We start from the raw sequence: 16,328 nt of genomic DNA, 5'->3' as shown, positions 1-16,328 counted from the left end.
GCGGCCGGGGCCCCGTGGGTGTGTTCCCGAGGCCCCGTGCGGGCGTTGCGGTGATCAGCGCAGGGTGACCGGCAGGCGCTCGATGCCCCACATGAAGTTGGAGCGCAGTCGCTCGACCGGCCCGGCCAGTTCCATGTGGGTCACCTTCTCGGCCAGCACCTGGAGCAGCACCTTCAGTTCCGCCTTGGCCAGCGGAGCGCCGATGCAGAAGTGGGGGCCGATGCCGAAGGTGAGGTGACGGTTCGGAGTGCGGCCGAGGTCGAAGCGGTCCGGGTCGGGGAACACCGTCTCGTCGCGGTTGATCGAGGAGTTCCACAGGGCGACGGTCTCCCCGGCGCGGACCAGCTGGTCGCCGACCTGGACGTCCTTCTTGGCGACCCGGGTGACATGCAGGGCGGGACTGGTGTACCGCAGCACTTCGTCGACCGCGGCCTCGATGTCCACCTCCCCACCGCGCAGCCGCTGCCACTCGCCCGGGTTCTCCATCAGCGCGAGCAGCCCGGCGGCGGAGGCGTGCCGGGTGGTCTCGTTGGCGCCGGTGAGCAGCCCGTCGCAGTTGAGCAGGACCTCCTCGTCGGTGAGCCGGCGTCCGTCCAGGTCACCCTGGATGAGCGCGCTGACCACATCGGCGCCGGGATTGCGCCGCCGCTCCTCCACCAGCTCCGTGTAGTAGAGGAAGATCTCGGCGTGCGCCTCGGTCTTCTCCATGGTGCTCATCGGGCACTTGGCCTCGCCACCGACCGAGGCGCCGAACGCCTTGCTGGTCAGGTCGATCATCATGGCCCGCTCGGACTGCGGGATCTCCATGATGTCGCAGATGATCGCCGCAGGCAGCACCGCGGCGATCTCGCTGACGAAGTCGACCACGTCCCTGCGCAGCGCCTCCTCCACCAGCGGCTCGATCACCCTGCGCATGGACGCCTCCAGCGTGGCGACGACCCTCGGCAGGAAGGCCGAGTTCATCAGCTGGCGCAGCCGGGGATGCGTCGGCGGGTCGGTGACGATGAGCATCTTCCCGGCCGCCGCCTCCACCGCGGCCGGGTCGGAGTCGACGCGCATCCCCAGCTCGGAGGTGAACGCGTCGGTGTTCCGGTACACCTGCAGCGCCGGCTGGTACGCCATGACGGCCCAGAAGCCGGGCCCCGGCGGGTGGTTGTTCCAGTGGACGGGAGAGGTGGCCCTCAGGTGCGCCCACAGGGCCACCGGGTCCCCGGACTCGTAGAGCGCCGGGTCCGCCACATCGATCGTGGCGGGGTCGGCCGCCGCGAAGCCGATCGTGTCGACCACGCCTCAGCCCGCCTTCCGTACGGCGAAGACCTCGTAGATCTCCGTGTCCGCCAGCAGCGCGTCCTGCTCCACCGCCACGTCGAAGCCGTGCTCGTCGAGGAGCGACACGAACGCCTTCAGGGTGCCGTCGAGGTCGTGGACCTCGGCGACGACCTGGCGCACCTTCGGCCAGTCGGCCTCCGACAGGCCCCGCAGGACCTCCAGTTCGCTCTTCTCCACGTCGACCTTGAGCAGGTCGATGGAGGTGACGCCGCGCTCGGCGATGACGTCGGACAGCGTCCGCACCGGCACCTCGATCTCCACGGTGTCGTGCCGGCCCGCCAGCATGTCCTCGACGTCCTCCTCGTCGAAGCCGCTGCGCACCAGGAAGGTCCGGGTGAGCGCCGCCTCCGACTGCGCGTCGGCGTGGAAGCCGGACATCACCGTGGAGTCGGGGTAGTACGTCAGCCGGCCGGTGCCCGCGTGGTCGGACAGCGCGCACCGAGTGGCCGTGGCGTCGATCCCGTGCGCCGCGATGTTGGCGCTCAGCGCCGCGTACGGGTCCGGTGCCGGCTCGAAGGCGTGGAAGGTGAGGCCTGCGCACTCGGTGTGGAAGAACAGCGTCGACATCCCGATGTTCGCGCCGACGTCGAACACGGTGGAGCCGGGGGTCAGCGTGATGCCGTGCTGCATGTAGCAGCGCTCGGCGAAGATGTCCCGGTAGAGCAACGCCGTCTCGCCCGTGCTGACATGAGACACCGTCAGGCCGTTGGGCAGTTTCATCGTCTCCATGGTCGTTACGCCGCCGAGCCGTCCAGAGCCTGGCGCAGGCTCAGCGGACGCATGTCGGTCCAGTGCTCGTCGACGTAGCGGACGCACTCCTCCTCGGTGCCGGTGAAGTCAGCGGGCCGCCAGCCGGCCGGGGTGGGCAGCTCGGCCGGGAACAGGCCGTACTGCTCCTCGGCGTTGATCAGGACGGTCCAGCGCTCGGGGCCGTTGTCGCTCATGGTTCGTTTCCTCCGGTGTGCTGTGGTGGGTGTAAGGCGGTCAGGGCGCGGTCAGGGCCTCGGCCAGTCGCCGGACGGTGGGGTGGCGGTAGAGCATCCGGACGGGCGCGTCCGTGATGCCCTGCTCCCGCAGCCGGACCATCACGCGGATGGCCAGCAGTGAATTGCCGCCGATCAGGAAGAAGTTGTCGTCCGGGGCGACCGGGGTGCCCAGCACCTCGTGCCAGGCCCCGGCAATCCGCGAGGCGAGTTCGGGCGTCTCGGGTGCCGGTGCGGCGGGGGGCGGTTCCGGAGCCCGGCCGGGCTCCGGCAGACGCGCCGTGTCCAGCTTCCCGTTCCCGGTCACGGGCAGCCGGTCCAGGACCGTGAGCGTGCTGGGCACCATGTAGGCGGGCAGGGTCCGCTCCAGGTGCTCGCGCACCGTGGCCGGGTCGGCCGCCGGGCCCACCACGTACGCGTCCAGGTGCGCGTCGCCGGCCTCGCCGCGGCGGCGCAGCACGACGGCCGCCGCACGCACCTCGGCCGCTTCGAGCAGACGGTTCCTGATCTCGTCGAGCTCGATGCGGTACCCGCGCACCTTCACCTGCCCGTCGAGCCGCCCCAGATGCTCGAGTTGGCCGTCGTGGCGCAGCCGCCCGCGGTCGCCGCTGCGGTACAGCCGGGCCCCGGGGACCCCGGACAGATGGTCCGGCCGGAACCGCTGCGCGGTCAGCCCGGGCCTGCCGTGGTAGCAGCGGGCCACTCCCGCACCGCCGACATGGATCTCACCGGGCACACCGGCCGGCAGCGGACGGCCGTACGGATCGAGGACGTGGAGCGTCCAGCCGGGCAGCGCGGTGCCGATGGACCGGCTGCCCGCGAGCGCGTCGCGCCGGGTGAGGTCGGTCCAGGTGCAGTGCACGGTCGTCTCGGTGATGCCGTACATGTTGACCACGCGGCACCGGTCCTCCGGGTGCGCGTCGAACCAGGGCAGCAGGGTGCGCGAGTCCAGCGGCTCACCGCCGAACACCAGCAGCCGTACGTCGAGCGGCGACGCCCCGGCCGTCTCGGTGGACAGCAACTGCACGAACGCCGACGGGGTCTGGTTGAGGACGGTGACGCGCTGGGCGTGCAGCAGCTCCCGGAACTCCTCCGGCACCCGGGTCACGTCCTCCGGTACGACGACCAGCCGGCCGCCCGTCGCCAGACAGCCCCAGATCTCCCACACCGAGAAGTCGAACGCGAACGAGTGGAAGAACGTCCACACGTCACCCCCGCCGAACCCGAACTCCTCGCGCGTCCCCGCCAGCAGCGCGGCGAAGTTGCGGTGCTCGACCACCACACCCTTGGGCCGGCCGGTCGAGCCCGAGGTGTAGATGACATACGCGGGGTCCGCGGGCACGGCGTCCTTGCCCACGGCCGGCACGTCCTCGGCCACCGGCGGCGGCACCAGGTGCGGGCACCCGTCGAAGGCCGCGCGGGGCTCATGGGCCAGCACCAGCGACAGCCCCGCGTCCTGGGCGAGGTAGCGCAGCCGGTCCTCGGGGTATGCCGGGTCCAACGGCACATACGCCGCACCGGACTTGAGCACGCCGAGCAGCGCGGCCACCAGCTCCGCGCCACGCCGCAGGCACACACCGACCCGGTCCCCCGGGCCGATGCCGCGCGAGCGCAGCGCATGACCGATCGTGTCGGCCCAGCAGTCGAGTTGACGATACGTCAGCTTGCCGTCGGGTGCTGTCACGGCGACGGCGTCCGGCCGCTCCTCGGCCCGCGCGGCGACCAGGCCGTGGATCGTGGCATCGGCCGCCACCTCGCTCACGCACGGGGCGACGGCCGGCCCTGTCTCCCCGGAGACGTACCCGGCCACCTCCGCGAGCAGCGCCTCCACCGCCTCGCGCGCCACGACATCGGCGGCGAAGTCGCAGGTCAGCGTGGCTTCCTGGGTATGGGTGTCGAGGTCGAAGGACAGCACGGCCGACGCGGGCGCCGTCCGCAGCAGCAGCCGCAGCCCCGCCGCCTCCAGCCGGTCGGCGGTGGCCGGGGGAGCGGGCAGCCGCAGTTCCACGTCGTGCGCCGGGACCGGCCCCGACGACCAGCGCGCGGCGGCGAGGACCTCCTCGGCCACGCTCACCGAACCTCCGCCGTCCGGCTGTACGGTGGTGGCAGTGTCCTTCCTCGTCAGGTCGCCGTCGGCCGGGCCGGGCCGACGCAGCGTCAGGTGCGGGGCGTCACCGCCCGTCCGGCGGGCCAGCGCCGTGGCCAGCGCCGCCAGGAGGGCCGCCTCGCCGGCCTCGGCGCCCAGCGGGACGGCGAGGCTGTCCCGGGTGCCGGGCCGGGCGCTCGCGCCCGACGCCCAGTCCAGGGGGAGCCGCTCGACCGGCTCCGGCTCCGGCTCGCCGGCAGGCCGGGGCAGCGACACCGGCCCCGACGGCTCGCCGACCAGCAGGCAGGCCAGACTCCCCAGGCCACCCTCGTCCAGCACCTCGGGGCGCGCGCTCACCACCAGGTCCTGGACGCGGTCGGCGTACGTCAGCAGGCACACCCGGACGGCGGGACCGTCGCCCGGGGCGAGCGGACGCGAGGCCGTGCGCCGGCGGAGCCGGTCGGCGCGCGGGTCCTCGCTCGGGTACGGCAGGGCCTCGGCCCACACGGCCGGGTCGCGCGCCCACGGCCCGGAGAGCCCGCCGAGCCGCTGCCGGACCGCGGCCGCGTCCACCCGCCGCAGCGCGCGGAGCACCAGGGCCCTCACAGGCGCTCCGGCTGCGGCCGGGCGGCGACCAGGTCGGCCATCGCGCGCAGCACGGGCACCGGGTCCTCCGCGAGGTACATGTGACCGCCCGCGAACTCCACCTCGGAGCAGTCCTTCGTGGTCACGTCGGCCCAGCCCCGGCAGTCCTCCTCGCTGACCAGATGGTCGGCCGAGCCGCGGAACACGGTGACCGGCACCGGCAGCGGCTCGCCGTCCGCCGGCCGGTAGGACTCGTGCAGGGCGACGTCGGCCCGCAGCACCGGCAGCACCACCTCGCGCAGGTCGGGGTCGGCCAGCGCCGGGTGGACGTACCCGGCGAGCTGCTCCACCCGGGCCACGAACTCCTCGTCGTCCAGGCCGGCCGAGTGCCGGCCGAGCGGCACCCCGGGCGCGGCCGAGCCGCTGACCATGAGCCGGCCGGGCGCGGGCAGCCTGGCGGCGGGCAGGGCCCGGGCCAGTTCGTAGGCGAGGATCGCGCCGAAGCTGTGCCCGAACAGGGCGTACGGCCCGGCCTCGGCGTACGGGGCGACCAGCCGGGTCAGGTCCGCCACCGCCGACTCCAGGTCGGTGTACGGGTCCTCGTGGTAGCGCTCCTCGCGGCCCGCGGGCTGCAGCGGGACGAGGTCGATGCCCGGGGGCGGCGCGGGCCAGCCGCGGTAGAAGGTCGCGCCCGCTCCGGCGTAGGGCAGGCAGAGGATCGAGGTCGGGGTCATGGGGTGCTCCAGTCTTCGAAGGGGGCTCAGGAGGAGGCCATGCGCTCGCGGATGGCCTCCTCGACGTAGGCCGCCAGATCCCTCAGGACGGGGTTCTCGAAGACGGCGGTCATCGGGATGACGAGCTGCGCCTGGCGCTTGAGCCGGGCGACCACCCGGATGGCGAGCAGCGAGTGGCCGCCGACCTCGAAGAAGTGGTCGGTGGGGCGTAGCCCCTCCACCCCCAGGACCTCCTGGCAGATCCGGATCAGCAGTTCCTCGGTCGCGGTGCGCGGGCCGTCGTCCGCGGCCTGCGCCGAGGGCTCCTCCGCCTCGCCGGGCGCGGCCGGCTTGAGCTCGGCGAGCGCCACCCGGTCGAGCTTGCCCGCCGGGGTCAGCGGCATCTCGTCCAGGAGGGTGTAACTGGAGGGCCGCATCCACTCGGGCAGCCGCTGCTCGGCGTGCTCGCGCAGCTCGCGCACCCCGGTGCCCGGGGTCGTGCGGACGTACGCCGCGAGGACGGCCTCGCCCTCGTGCTCCTTGCGGACGACCCCGCAGTCCAGCGTGCCGGGGAACTCGGCGAGCACCGACTCGATCTCGCCCAGCTCGATGCGGTAGCCGCGCACCTTCACCTGGTGGTCGGTGCGCCCCAGGTACTCCAGGCGGCCGTCCCAGGTCCAGCGAGCGCGGTCGCCGGTGCGGTACATCCGGGAGCCGTCGGCCGCCCACGGGTCCGGCACGAAGCGGGAGGCCGTCAGGCCGGGGCGGCCGAGGTAGCCGCGGGCCACCGAGGGGCCGCACACGAACAGTTCACCGGGCGTGCCCACCGCCACCGGCCGCAGACCGGCGTCCAGCAGCCGTACGGTCCGGCCGGGCAAGGTGGAGCCGAGGTGCGGCGCGAAGCCCTCGCCCACGGCTGCCCAGGTCGTGTCGACGGCCGTCTCGGTGGTGCCGTAGACATTGACGGCGTCGAGGACGCCCCGGTCGGTCAGCTCGCCGAGCCGCTGCCACAGCGCCGCCGGCAGGGCCTCGCCGCCGATCCACAGCCGCAGCCCGCTGCCGGGCCGCAACGCCTCGGCCAGCGGGCCGACCAGGTGCTCGGCGTGCGAAGGGGTGAGGTCGAGGTCGGTGAGGCGCTGCTCGGCGACGGACCGGGCCAGCTGCTCGGGGTCGCGGCGCACGGCCTCGTCCACGATCACGACCGTGTCCCCGCGGCAGACCCGGACCCACTGCTGCACCGAGGCGTCGAAGGACGGGCTGGCGTTCCAGCCGACCCGGCCTGTGGACGGGCGCACGACACCGGCCTGCTCCAGGCCCGCCAGCAGACCGGCCACGGCACCGTGGCTGACCTGGACTCCCTTGGGGCGTCCGGTGGAGCCGGAGGTGTAGATGACGTAGGCGCACCGGTCCGAATGGATCTCGGCGACCGGGCCGGGCGTGCTCGCGGGGACCTGCGCGGAGTCCAGCAGCACGACGGTGGCCAGGTCGTCGAACCGGCCGTCGTACGACGTCGAGGACATGGTCAGGACCAGCCGCACCCCGCTGTCGCGGACCAGGTGGTCCAGGCGTTCGGCCGGGTACTGCGGGTCCAGCGGAAGATAGGCGGCACCGGCGCGCAGGACGCCGAGGATCGCCGCCAGGAGTTCGGCGGAGCGCGGCAGGCACAGGCCGACCACCGTGTCGGGGCCGACGCCGTGGGCCGTGACGAGCCGGGCGATGTCCGCGGCGCGCGCGTCCAGTTCGGCGAACGTCAGGACGGTGTCGCCGTCCACGACCGCCGGGACGTCCGGGCGCGCCTCGACCGCCGCGCGGAACCGCGCCGGAAGCAGGGGCGCGTCGGCGGTGGCCTCCGGTCCCGCACCGAGAGCCAGGACGCGGGCCTCCTCCTCGGCGTCCAGCACCGGCAGCACGGCCAGGGAGGCGTCCGGCCGTTCGGCGACCGTACGCAGCAGGAACGCGAACCGGCGGGCCAGGCCCTCGATGCTCTCCTGCTCGAACAGGTCGCTGGCGTAGTAGAAGTCGCAGCGCAGGGCGCCCGACGGCTGCACGATGTAGTCGACCGCGAGGTCGTAGCGGGTGATGTCGGGCTGCACGTCCAGCGCCTCGACCGCCACGCCGTCGATGCTGAGCCGCGGCTGCTTCTCCATGTTGAACGCGACCTGGACCAGCGGGTTGTGGGCCAGCGTCCGCTCCGGCGCGATCTCCTCCACCAGACGGTCGAAGGACAGCCCCTGATGGTCGTAGGCGTCCAGGGACGACTCGCGGACCCGCGCCACCAGGTCGCGGAACGTGCCGGACGGGTCCACGGTGGCGCGCAGCGGCAGCAGGTTCATGAAGAAGCCGACCAGCTCCTCCGTCTCGGACGCCTCACGGTTCGCGGCCGGCATGCCGACGACGAAGTCGTGCTGCCCCGACCAGCGCGCGATCAGCAGCTGGAACGCGGCGAGCAGCACCATGTGCGCGGACGCGCCGCACTCCTTCGCCAGCGCGGCCAGCGCACCCGCGTCGGCCGCGGGCACCTCGAACGACAGGAACCGCCCGTCGAAGGACTGCGCGGCCGGCCGCGGACGGTCCAGCGGCAGCGCGAGCACATGCGGACAGCCGTCGAGGTGCTCCCGCCAGAACGTCAGGTCCTCGGCGAACTCCCCGGCCGCGAACCGCTGCCGCTCCCAGGAGGCCACGTCCACGAACTGTACGGCCAGCTCCGGGAATTCGGCCTCGCGCCCGGAACGCAGCGCCTCGTACGCCTCGCCGATCTCCCGGAAGACGATCTCCATCGACCAGCCGTCGGTGGCGATGTGATGGATCACCAGCAGGAAGACATGCTCGTCCGGCCCGACCTGGAACAGCCGGGCCCGCAGCACCGGTCCCGTCGCCAGGTCGAACGGCCGGGCCACCGCGTCACGGATCTCGCCCTCCAGCGCCTCCGCCTCGACCGGCGTGGCCTCGAGTCCCAGCGAGAACGGCATGTTGACCACCTGGAGCGGCTCGCCGTCACGGGAGACGAAGGTGGTGCGCAGCGTCTCGTGCCGGGCCACCACCGCGTCGACCGCACCGGCGAGGGCCCGTACGTCCAGCCGGCCGGTCAGCCGCAGCGCGTACGGATAGACGAACTCCAGCCCGCGCCGGCCCATCTGGTCGGCGAACCACAGGCGCGCCTGCGAGAAGGAGGCGGGGGACGGACCGTCCTGGCCGAGACGGGTCAGGAGGGAACGCTGCGCAGGCTGATCAGTCACGGGGCGGGATTCCTTCGTTGCTCGGTAGGGGGGACGGGGACAGCCGTTCGGTCTCGTGGCGTACGGCCGCGGCGAAACCGCGGAGCGTGGGGTTCTCGAAGAGCGCCCGGGCCCGCAGCCGCACCCCGAAACGCTCCCGGCACCGGTTGAGGACTTTTCCGACCGCCAGGGAGTCCCCGCCGAGGTCGAAGAAGTTGTCGGCGGCGCCGATGCGCTGCACGCCCAGCACCTTCGTCCAGATCAGCGCGACCTCCCGCTCCAGCGGGCTCGCGGACTCCTCGGGGGCCGCCGCCGTGAAGGCGGGCCGGGGCAGGGCGGTGTGGTCCACCTTGCCGTGCGGGCCGACCGGCAGCGCGTCCAGCAGCACGACGACCGCGGGGACCGCGTGCCCGGGCAGCAACGCGCCCAGCCGCTCGCGCAGCACGGGCCCGTCCACGGACGGCGACCCGCCCGCGGCCGGTACGGCGTACGCGACGAGGCCCGGGCCCGCCGGGAGGTCGTCGCGCAGCACCACCGCGCCGCCCGCGACCTCGGGCAGCGAGGTCAACGCCGCCTCCACCTCACCCAGTTCGACCCGGTGGCCGCGCACCTTCACCTGGCGGTCACGGCGCCGTACGAACTCCAGCCGGCCCTGGTCGTCGTACCGTACGAGATCCCCCGTGCGGTACATCCGCCCGCCGTCCCCGGCGAACGGGTCGGGCAGGAAGACGGCCGCGGTGCGCCCGGGCTGCCCGCGGTAGCCGCGTCCGACACCGGGCCCGGCGAGGAACAGCTCACCGGTCTCGCCTGCCGGTACGGGCCGCAGGGCGGTGTCCAGCACATGGCAGCGGACGTCCGGCAGCGGGGCGCCGAGGTGCGGAGTCTCTCCGTCGACGGGTGCCGTGGTGGCGTCGACCGTGCACTCGGTCGGGCCGTACATGTTCCAGGCGCGCAGCCCCTGCGTGTGCCCCAGACGGCGCAACTCCGCCCACAGGGCGGGGGCCACGGGCTCACCGCCGACCAGCAGGCGCAGCGGCAGGCCCGCGGCGGCCAGGGGCCCCGTCAGCAGCGCGAGGTGGGAGGGCACCACGTCCAGGTCGGTCACGCCGTGCCGTACGAGGTCGTCGACCAGGGCGGCCGGATCGGCGCGGACGTCCTCGTCCAGCAGGACCAGCGTGTCCCCGCGGCACAGGCGCACCCACTGCTGGACGGAGGCGTCGAAGCAGACACTCGCGTTCCAGGCGACCCGGGCCGGGCCGACCCCGCTCAGCACCGACGCCTGAAGGCCGCGCAGCAGGCTCGCCACATTCGCGTGCGTGACCTCGACCGCCTTGGGGCGGCCGGTGGTGCCCGAGGTGTACAGCACGTACGCCAGGTCGTGCGGGTGGACCGTTCGTACGGCGGTGTCGTCCGACGGAGGAGCCGGGGGCGACGGGGGCAGCGGCAGGGCCACCTCCGTCACCGGGCAGTCGACCGGCCAGTCCTGCGGCGGCTTCAGGCCGGGCCCGGTCAGGAGCCGGGCGGCGCCGGAGTCCGTGACCATGTGACGCAGCCGGTCGGCCGGATAGCGGGGGTCGAGCGGCAGATAGGCGCAGCCCGCCTTCAGCGCGGCCAGCAGCGCGACGACCTGCTCGGCGCTCCGCGCGAAGTGCAGGCCGACCACCGACTGCCGGGCCGTCCCGGCGCGTACCAGGTGTGCACACAGCCGGTCGGAGAGGTCGTCCAACTCCTCGTACGTGAGGGTGACTTCGTCGGTGACGACCGCCGCGCGGCGCGGATGGGCACGCGCCGCGGCGGAGATCGCCCCGTGGACGCCGGCGGTCATGAGGTGGCGTAGCCGAAGCGCGCGGGGGCCATGTCGAGGGCGGCCACGTCCTTGGCGAGCTGCTCGTTCAGCACGGCCACCCGGGTCGGGTCCGGGCGCTGCCCGTCGCGCTCGCGCATCAGCTCCTGCGTGGTGCGCAGCAGCGGGACCAGCTCGTCGACGCCCAGGCCCTTGCCGTCCAGGTACGGCAGCGACCAGAAGTCGAAGTCGTACAGCGGCAGCCACACCGACTCGGTCACCCGGTCGAACATGGTGTCGCACCAGGCGGCGGCCTCGGCCGAGTTCATCGTCGCGTGGCGCCAGTCGTAGGCCGCGCCCTCGATCCCGTACACCTCCTTGTTGCGGTAGACGGGCGAGCGCGGGTTGCCCCACCAGGGCTGGGCGCGCCAGAAGGTCGGGCCGGTCTCGTTGACGAAGTCGATGGTGTTCTGCATCGTGCGCTCGTTCTCGCCCGGGAAGCCGACGATGATCGAGGCGAAGGTGGTGATGCCGCGCTCCTTCAGCCGGGCGATGCCGGCCCGGTACTGCGAGTCCTGCGCCAGCTTGTTCATGTTGGCCAGGATGTCGGCGTCACCGGACTCGATGCCGAGGAACACGCCCCGGCAGCCGCTCTGCGCGGCCAGGTCGAAGGTCTCCTCGTCGCGCGCGTTGGAACAGCGGAAGTAGGAGTACCAGTCGAGACCGAGGTCCTCCTCGATCATCATCCGGCACAGCTCCTTGAACCGCTTCGGCGGCACGTTGAACGTGTCGTCCACGAACACCAGGTTCTTCACGCCCAGTTCGGCCATCGCCCGCAGCTCGCGGCGGACCGTGTCCACCGACGCCGTGGTCAGCGCGCCGGCCCGGGTGGGGTAGTCGCAGAAGCTGCACTTGAAGGCGCAGCTGCGGGCCGTGCGGGTCTGCGCGGTCACCCCGATCTGCTCGGGCGTGAAGCTCTGCCAGTCGATCGCGCAGGCGTCCAGGTCGTTGGCCTCGGGCTTGCGCCGGTTGGCGACCCAGTCGTCCTCCGGGCAGGTGATCAGGTTGGCGACCTCCTCCAGCGGCTGTCCGCGCAGCACCGCCCGGCACAGCTCGGCCAGCGCGTGCTCGCCCTGCGACTCGCGGACGTAGGAGTCGGCGCCCATGCCGTGGAACAGGTCCTGCACCTCGTCGGTGATGCCGTCCAGGCACAGGTTGTCGATCAGCGGGCCGCCCACCACGATGTGCGAGGTGGGGGAGTGGCGCCGGACGAAGTCGACGATCGGCGTGACCGACAGGATGTTGACGTAGAACGTCGTGGTGATCGCCACGACCGCCGGGCGCTCGGCGAGCAACCGCGCCAGCCGCTCCTGCTCGGCCCCGAACAGCGACACCGCGTCGGTCCGTATGCCGTGCCGGCGCAGGAAGTTGGTCAGATACAGGCCGGCCAGGTTGAAGACCTCACCGACGTGATAGCGGTCGTTGCGTCCGGTCGCCCTGTTGCGCAGGGTGCTCAGGACGTCCATCCACGGCATGGGGCGGCCGTCGATCTCCAGGTGTTCCTTGCGGTAGATCTGCCACTCGGGCGAGTTCGGGCCGCTTCGCTCGCACATCAGGCGGTAGTCCTGGAAGTCGCCCTCGTTGTAACCGATGACGACGCAGTCGAGTTCCGGCATCTGGTGGATGCTCCAAGTCTGGGGAGGAGAACGTTCGGGCGAGTGACGGGAACGTTCAGGCGAGGGGCCCGGGAGCCGGCCGCACGGTCGGTGCGCAGTCCTCGAGGGTCACCGGCTCGCCCATGGCGACCAGGATCTTCCGGCCGCCCTGGTAGGCGTCGCGTCCATGCGCGGACAGGATGTTGTCGACGAGCATCAGATCGCCCGGCTGCCAGCTCTCGCGCCGGGTCGCCGCGTCATAGGCCGCGTTGAGCGTCGCCACGTCCTCGGCGGTCAGCGCGCCGCCGTCGCCGAAGGCGGTGTCGAAGGGCAGGCCGTCCTCGCCGTAGGTCATGGTCAGCACGTCGAGGACCTCCTCGTCCAACGACCAACGGCTCCAGAACGCGGCGTGGTTGAACCACACCTCCTCGCCGGTCGCCGGGTGGCGGACCAGCGCGGAGCGGCGCTGGACGGTGCGCAGGCCGGACTCGCCGGTCCACTCCCAGCCGATGAGATTGCGCGCGCAGTACTCCTCCACCGCCTCGGGGCGGTCGGTGGCGAACGCGGTGGGCCAGGGCAACCCGACATGGCTGTGGTAGTTGCGGGTGAGCAGCCAGCCCGCCTTCCGGAACCGCTCGACGAGGTCGTCGGGCAGCGCCGCGAGCACCTCGCGGACGTCCGCCACGGTGGTGGCGCCGCCCTTCTCGGGAGCCTCCAGACAGCAGAAGACCAGCAGCCCGGGGAAGTCCAGCGTGTAGCTGTTCTCGTTGTGCAGGTGGATGGGCTGGGCGGGCGGCAGGTCCGTGGAGGAGTACACGTCGTCGCCGTACGCGCTGCGGGGCGTGGCCTTCTCCTTGTAGGCGGCCCGCGACTCCACCAGGACGTCGCGCAGTTCGGCGAACTCCTCGGGCCGGGTGATCGGCAGGCCCCGGATCAACAGGTGCCCGTGGCGCAGCAGTTCGGTACGGATCGCCGACCGCTGCTCCGACAGCCAGGCGCGGGCCCCGGCGAGGTCCGGCAGCTCGGGTGCGGGCAGGACGGGTGGCTTGCCGGGCTCCAGGAGGAGGGGCAGTTCGGTGGGGGCAGTTGCGTCGGGATTCATATGAGGGAACTCCGCTCCTGAAGGTGCCGGCGCACCACCGCGGTCAGGGTGGCCATGTGGTCGTGGAGGTAGAAGTGGCCGCCGGACAGGACGTGGATCTCGCTGTGGCCGGTGCCGAGTTCGCGCCACCGCTGGAGCCGGTCGACGGGGACGGCCGAGTCGCTGTCGCCGCCGAACGCGATGACCGGGCAGTCCAGGCGGCGGTCTTCGTCCCCGTAGGCGTAGCTGTCGGTGACGGCCATGTCCGAGCGGCAGGCGTCGAGCACCAGGTCGATCAGGTCGGGCTCCGCCAGGATGTCCTCCGGCATGCCGCCGCGCTCCTTGAGCAGCGCCAGCAGCTCGTCGTCGGTGAGCCGGGCCGGGGAGACGGCCGCGGAGCGGTGGGCATGCGCCGCGGCGGCGGCCGACGGGTAGAACGCGGCCGCCGGGCGCCCGGCCTGCTGCAGCCGCCAGCACACCTCGAAGCCGAGCAGCGCGCCGAGGCTGTGACCGAAGACGTGCACCGGCGTGTCCAGTCCGGCCAGCACCTCGGCCAGCGGGTCGGCCAGGGCCGCGATCTCGGTGGCCGGTTCCTGCCCGTAGCGGGCGCCCCGGCCGGGGTACTGGGCGGCGACCACACGGACGCTGCTCGGGAACCACTGGCCCCAGTCGCCGTAGGCCTGGGCGGAGCCGCCGGAGTGCGGCAGCAGCACGAGTGTCTGGCCGACAGCTGCGGGGCGGGGGGTGACGTCCCAGAGCCAGTCTCGGGGCTGGGGCGTTCCCGTGTGGTCGGGTGCGGGTCGAGTGTGGTTGCTCGCGCCGTTCCCCGCGCCCCTTGGGGCCGTGGGGGGTGAGGGTGTGTGGTTCTGTGCGGGTTGTGTGTGGTTGGTCGCGCAGTTCCCCGCGCCCCTGGTTGATGCCGGGGTCGGTAGTTCGGTCATGTGCGGTCGGCCCCCTCGGACCCCATTTCGGCTGCCTGGGCTCCGGCGGCCTCTCGGATCAGCCCGGCAAGATGGGCGGCCAGGGCGGCGAGGCCGCTGTTGCGGAAGACGTCTCGCACCGGGACCCGTACGCCCAGCTCCTCCGAGAGGCGGTTGGCGACCCGGGACGCGGCCAGCGAGGTTCCGCCGACCTGGAAGAAGTTGGCCTCACGGGTCAGGGAGTCGCGGCCGAGGAGCTCGCTCCACACGGAGGCGACCAGTTCCTCCAGCACGCCTTGGGGCGCGGTGCCCGCCGGTTCGGGGGCCTGAGCTGTTTCGTCGGAGGGCGTGTGCCCGGCCGGTACGGCCGCTTCGGTCGTGAGCTGCTGGAGCGTCAAGTCGGGCTGCCCGGCGGCCGTTTCGAGGAGGCGCAGGTAGGCCCCGCCCAGCTCCTCCATCGTCGAGCGGTCGAACAGGTCGGTGCGGAAGGCGAAGTCGCCCCGGACGCCCTGGGCGCCGGAGGTGAGGTAGAAGGTGAGGTCCTCCTGCACGTCGAGCCCGTGCGGCGGCAGGTGCTCGACGGTGAGGCCCGACAGGGCCAGCGGCGCGGTGAGTTCCTGGTGCGAGGCGACCGTGACCTGGACCAGCGGATTGTGGCCCGCGGCGCGCGGCAGCTCCAGCCGCTCCAGCAGCAGCTCGAAGGGCAGCTCGTCCTGCTTGTAGGCGTCGATCAGGCTCCGCCCGGTGCGGACCAGCACGTCGGCGAAGCTCTCGTCGGGGGAGAGGACACCGCGGATCGGCAGCACGTTGACGAAGAACCCGATCAGCTCCTCCGTCTCCGGCAGGGCGCGGTTCGCCGTCGTGATGCCGGTGATCAGGTCCCACTGCCCCGACCAGGCGGCGAGCAGCGCCTGGAACGCCGCGAACTGCACGGCGAAGGGCGTCGTCCCGCGGGCCGTCGCCAGGTCCGCGACGGCGGCCGAGACGTCCGACGGGACGGCGAAACCGATGCGGTCGCCCGCGCTGGAACGGACGGCCGGACGCGGCCGGTCGGTCGGCAGCGCGAGCAGGTCCGGCGCCCCGGCGAGCACCTCGCGCCAATGCGCCAGGGCTTCCTCGTGAGCTGCCTCGTCGTCCGCGAGAGAACGCTGCCAGACGGCGAAATCCGGATACTGCACAGGGATTTCGGCCAATTCCGCGACGTCCGCCAGAACCTTTACATCGGTCACCGACGGCAGATCGGACGCGGCGTCGTAAAGCGCGGCCAGCTCCCGGTGGAAGACGTCCATCGACCAGCCGTCGTTGGCGATGTGATGGAACACCGCGACCAGCACATGCTCCTGCGCGTCGAGCCGGAACAGCCGGGCCCGCAGCAGAGGATCACGCTCCAGGTCGAACGGCAGCCGCGTGAAGTCCCGTACGGCGGCGTCCAGTTCCTCCGGGCCCGCGATGTCCTCGGGGACCAGCCGGAAGGGCGTCGGATCGGCCACGACCTGGAACAACTCGCCCTGCCGGACGGCGAATCCGGTGCGCAGCACCTCGTGCCGGGCGAGGACCGCGCCCAGCGCAGAGGCCAGCGCGTCCACGTCGAGCGGGCCGGTCAGCCGGTAGGCGTGCGGGGCGGTCAGCGAACGGTCGTCGTCCCCGGCCACCTGCTGGGCGAGCCACATGCCCTGCTGGGCGTGCGACGCCGGCAGCGGCCGCTCCCGGTCCGCGCGGGGCACCGTACAGGCCGGAGCATCTCCCGCCCGGTCGAGCCACGCCTGGAGTATGTCGACAGCCGGATCAGGCTGTTGGTCAGCCATGCAGAAGCGCCCTTTCCCCCGGGATAACGGTGCGAAAACGCTTGGCGGTGAATTGACGGTCAGTCAATGCACCCGGATTGGTTGCTGGTTGAAGCCAGTATGAGGATGAACTCCGAACAAGATCCAGTCTTGACTCTCGTGATTTTTGAAGCATATGTTGCCGTGAGTATCGA

At 72.6% G+C, this 16,328-nt stretch carries 11 protein-coding genes; all 11 read right to left on the bottom strand.

The window, feature by feature from the left end; translation table 11 throughout:
• Positions 1 to 54 precede the first annotated feature (54 nt).
• The 11 genes from ACIQ6Y_RS17415 to ACIQ6Y_RS17365 all read right to left on the bottom strand — a co-directional run bounded on the left by ACIQ6Y_RS17415 (position 55) and on the right by ACIQ6Y_RS17365 (position 16,155).
• Complete coding sequence (locus ACIQ6Y_RS17415) at positions 55 to 1,287, bottom strand: cytochrome P450 (RefSeq protein WP_404039086.1); 1,233 nt, start codon at positions 1,285 to 1,287, stop codon at positions 55 to 57.
• 3 nt (positions 1,288 to 1,290) lie between these two features.
• Positions 1,291 to 2,049 (bottom strand): FkbM family methyltransferase, encoded by a 759-nt coding sequence (locus tag ACIQ6Y_RS17410; RefSeq protein ID WP_404039083.1) that lies wholly within the window; start codon positions 2,047 to 2,049, stop codon positions 1,291 to 1,293.
• 14 nt (positions 2,050 to 2,063) lie between these two features.
• Positions 2,064 to 2,273: an MbtH family protein gene (locus ACIQ6Y_RS17405; protein ID WP_404039080.1), complete on the bottom strand. Its 210-nt coding sequence runs from the start codon at positions 2,271 to 2,273 to the stop codon at positions 2,064 to 2,066.
• A gap of 40 nt (positions 2,274 to 2,313) precedes the next feature.
• Positions 2,314 to 5,004 carry an amino acid adenylation domain-containing protein gene (locus ACIQ6Y_RS17400; RefSeq protein ID WP_404039078.1) on the bottom strand — a complete coding sequence of 897 codons (2,691 nt, stop codon included), beginning with the start codon at positions 5,002 to 5,004 and terminating at the stop codon, positions 2,314 to 2,316.
• On the bottom strand, positions 5,001 to 5,717 hold the full coding sequence (locus ACIQ6Y_RS17395; RefSeq protein ID WP_404039075.1) for a thioesterase II family protein: 717 nt from the start codon (positions 5,715 to 5,717) through the stop codon (positions 5,001 to 5,003). Before ACIQ6Y_RS17395 ends, ACIQ6Y_RS17400 begins: the two co-directional genes overlap by 4 nt.
• A 26-nt stretch (positions 5,718 to 5,743) precedes the next feature.
• Entirely contained in the window at positions 5,744 to 8,932 is a 3,189-nt protein-coding gene (locus tag ACIQ6Y_RS17390; protein ID WP_404039072.1) for an amino acid adenylation domain-containing protein, read from the bottom strand.
• Positions 8,925 to 10,736 (bottom strand): amino acid adenylation domain-containing protein, encoded by a 1,812-nt coding sequence (locus ACIQ6Y_RS17385; RefSeq protein ID WP_404039069.1) that lies wholly within the window; start codon positions 10,734 to 10,736, stop codon positions 8,925 to 8,927. The genes ACIQ6Y_RS17390 and ACIQ6Y_RS17385 overlap by 8 nt, the downstream gene beginning before the upstream one ends.
• On the bottom strand, positions 10,733 to 12,370 hold the full coding sequence (locus ACIQ6Y_RS17380; protein ID WP_404039066.1) for a PhpK family radical SAM P-methyltransferase: 1,638 nt from the start codon (positions 12,368 to 12,370) through the stop codon (positions 10,733 to 10,735). Before ACIQ6Y_RS17380 ends, ACIQ6Y_RS17385 begins: the two co-directional genes overlap by 4 nt.
• A gap of 55 nt (positions 12,371 to 12,425) precedes the next feature.
• Positions 12,426 to 13,451 carry a TauD/TfdA family dioxygenase gene (locus tag ACIQ6Y_RS17375; protein WP_404039064.1) on the bottom strand — a complete coding sequence of 342 codons (1,026 nt, stop codon included), beginning with the start codon at positions 13,449 to 13,451 and terminating at the stop codon, positions 12,426 to 12,428.
• On the bottom strand, positions 13,448 to 14,143 hold the full coding sequence (locus ACIQ6Y_RS17370) for a thioesterase II family protein (protein WP_404039061.1): 696 nt from the start codon (positions 14,141 to 14,143) through the stop codon (positions 13,448 to 13,450). Before ACIQ6Y_RS17370 ends, ACIQ6Y_RS17375 begins: the two co-directional genes overlap by 4 nt.
• A gap of 224 nt (positions 14,144 to 14,367) precedes the next feature.
• Positions 14,368 to 16,155 (bottom strand): condensation domain-containing protein, encoded by a 1,788-nt coding sequence (locus ACIQ6Y_RS17365; protein ID WP_404039058.1) that lies wholly within the window; start codon positions 16,153 to 16,155, stop codon positions 14,368 to 14,370.
• Positions 16,156 to 16,328 lie beyond the last annotated feature (173 nt).

This window comes from Streptomyces sp. NPDC096205 (genome assembly GCF_044763135.1).
In the GTDB taxonomy this organism is placed as follows: domain Bacteria; phylum Actinomycetota; class Actinomycetes; order Streptomycetales; family Streptomycetaceae; genus Streptomyces.
The sequence above is the reverse complement of the archived record's forward strand: the minus strand, read 5'-3'. Positions and strand labels throughout refer to the sequence as shown.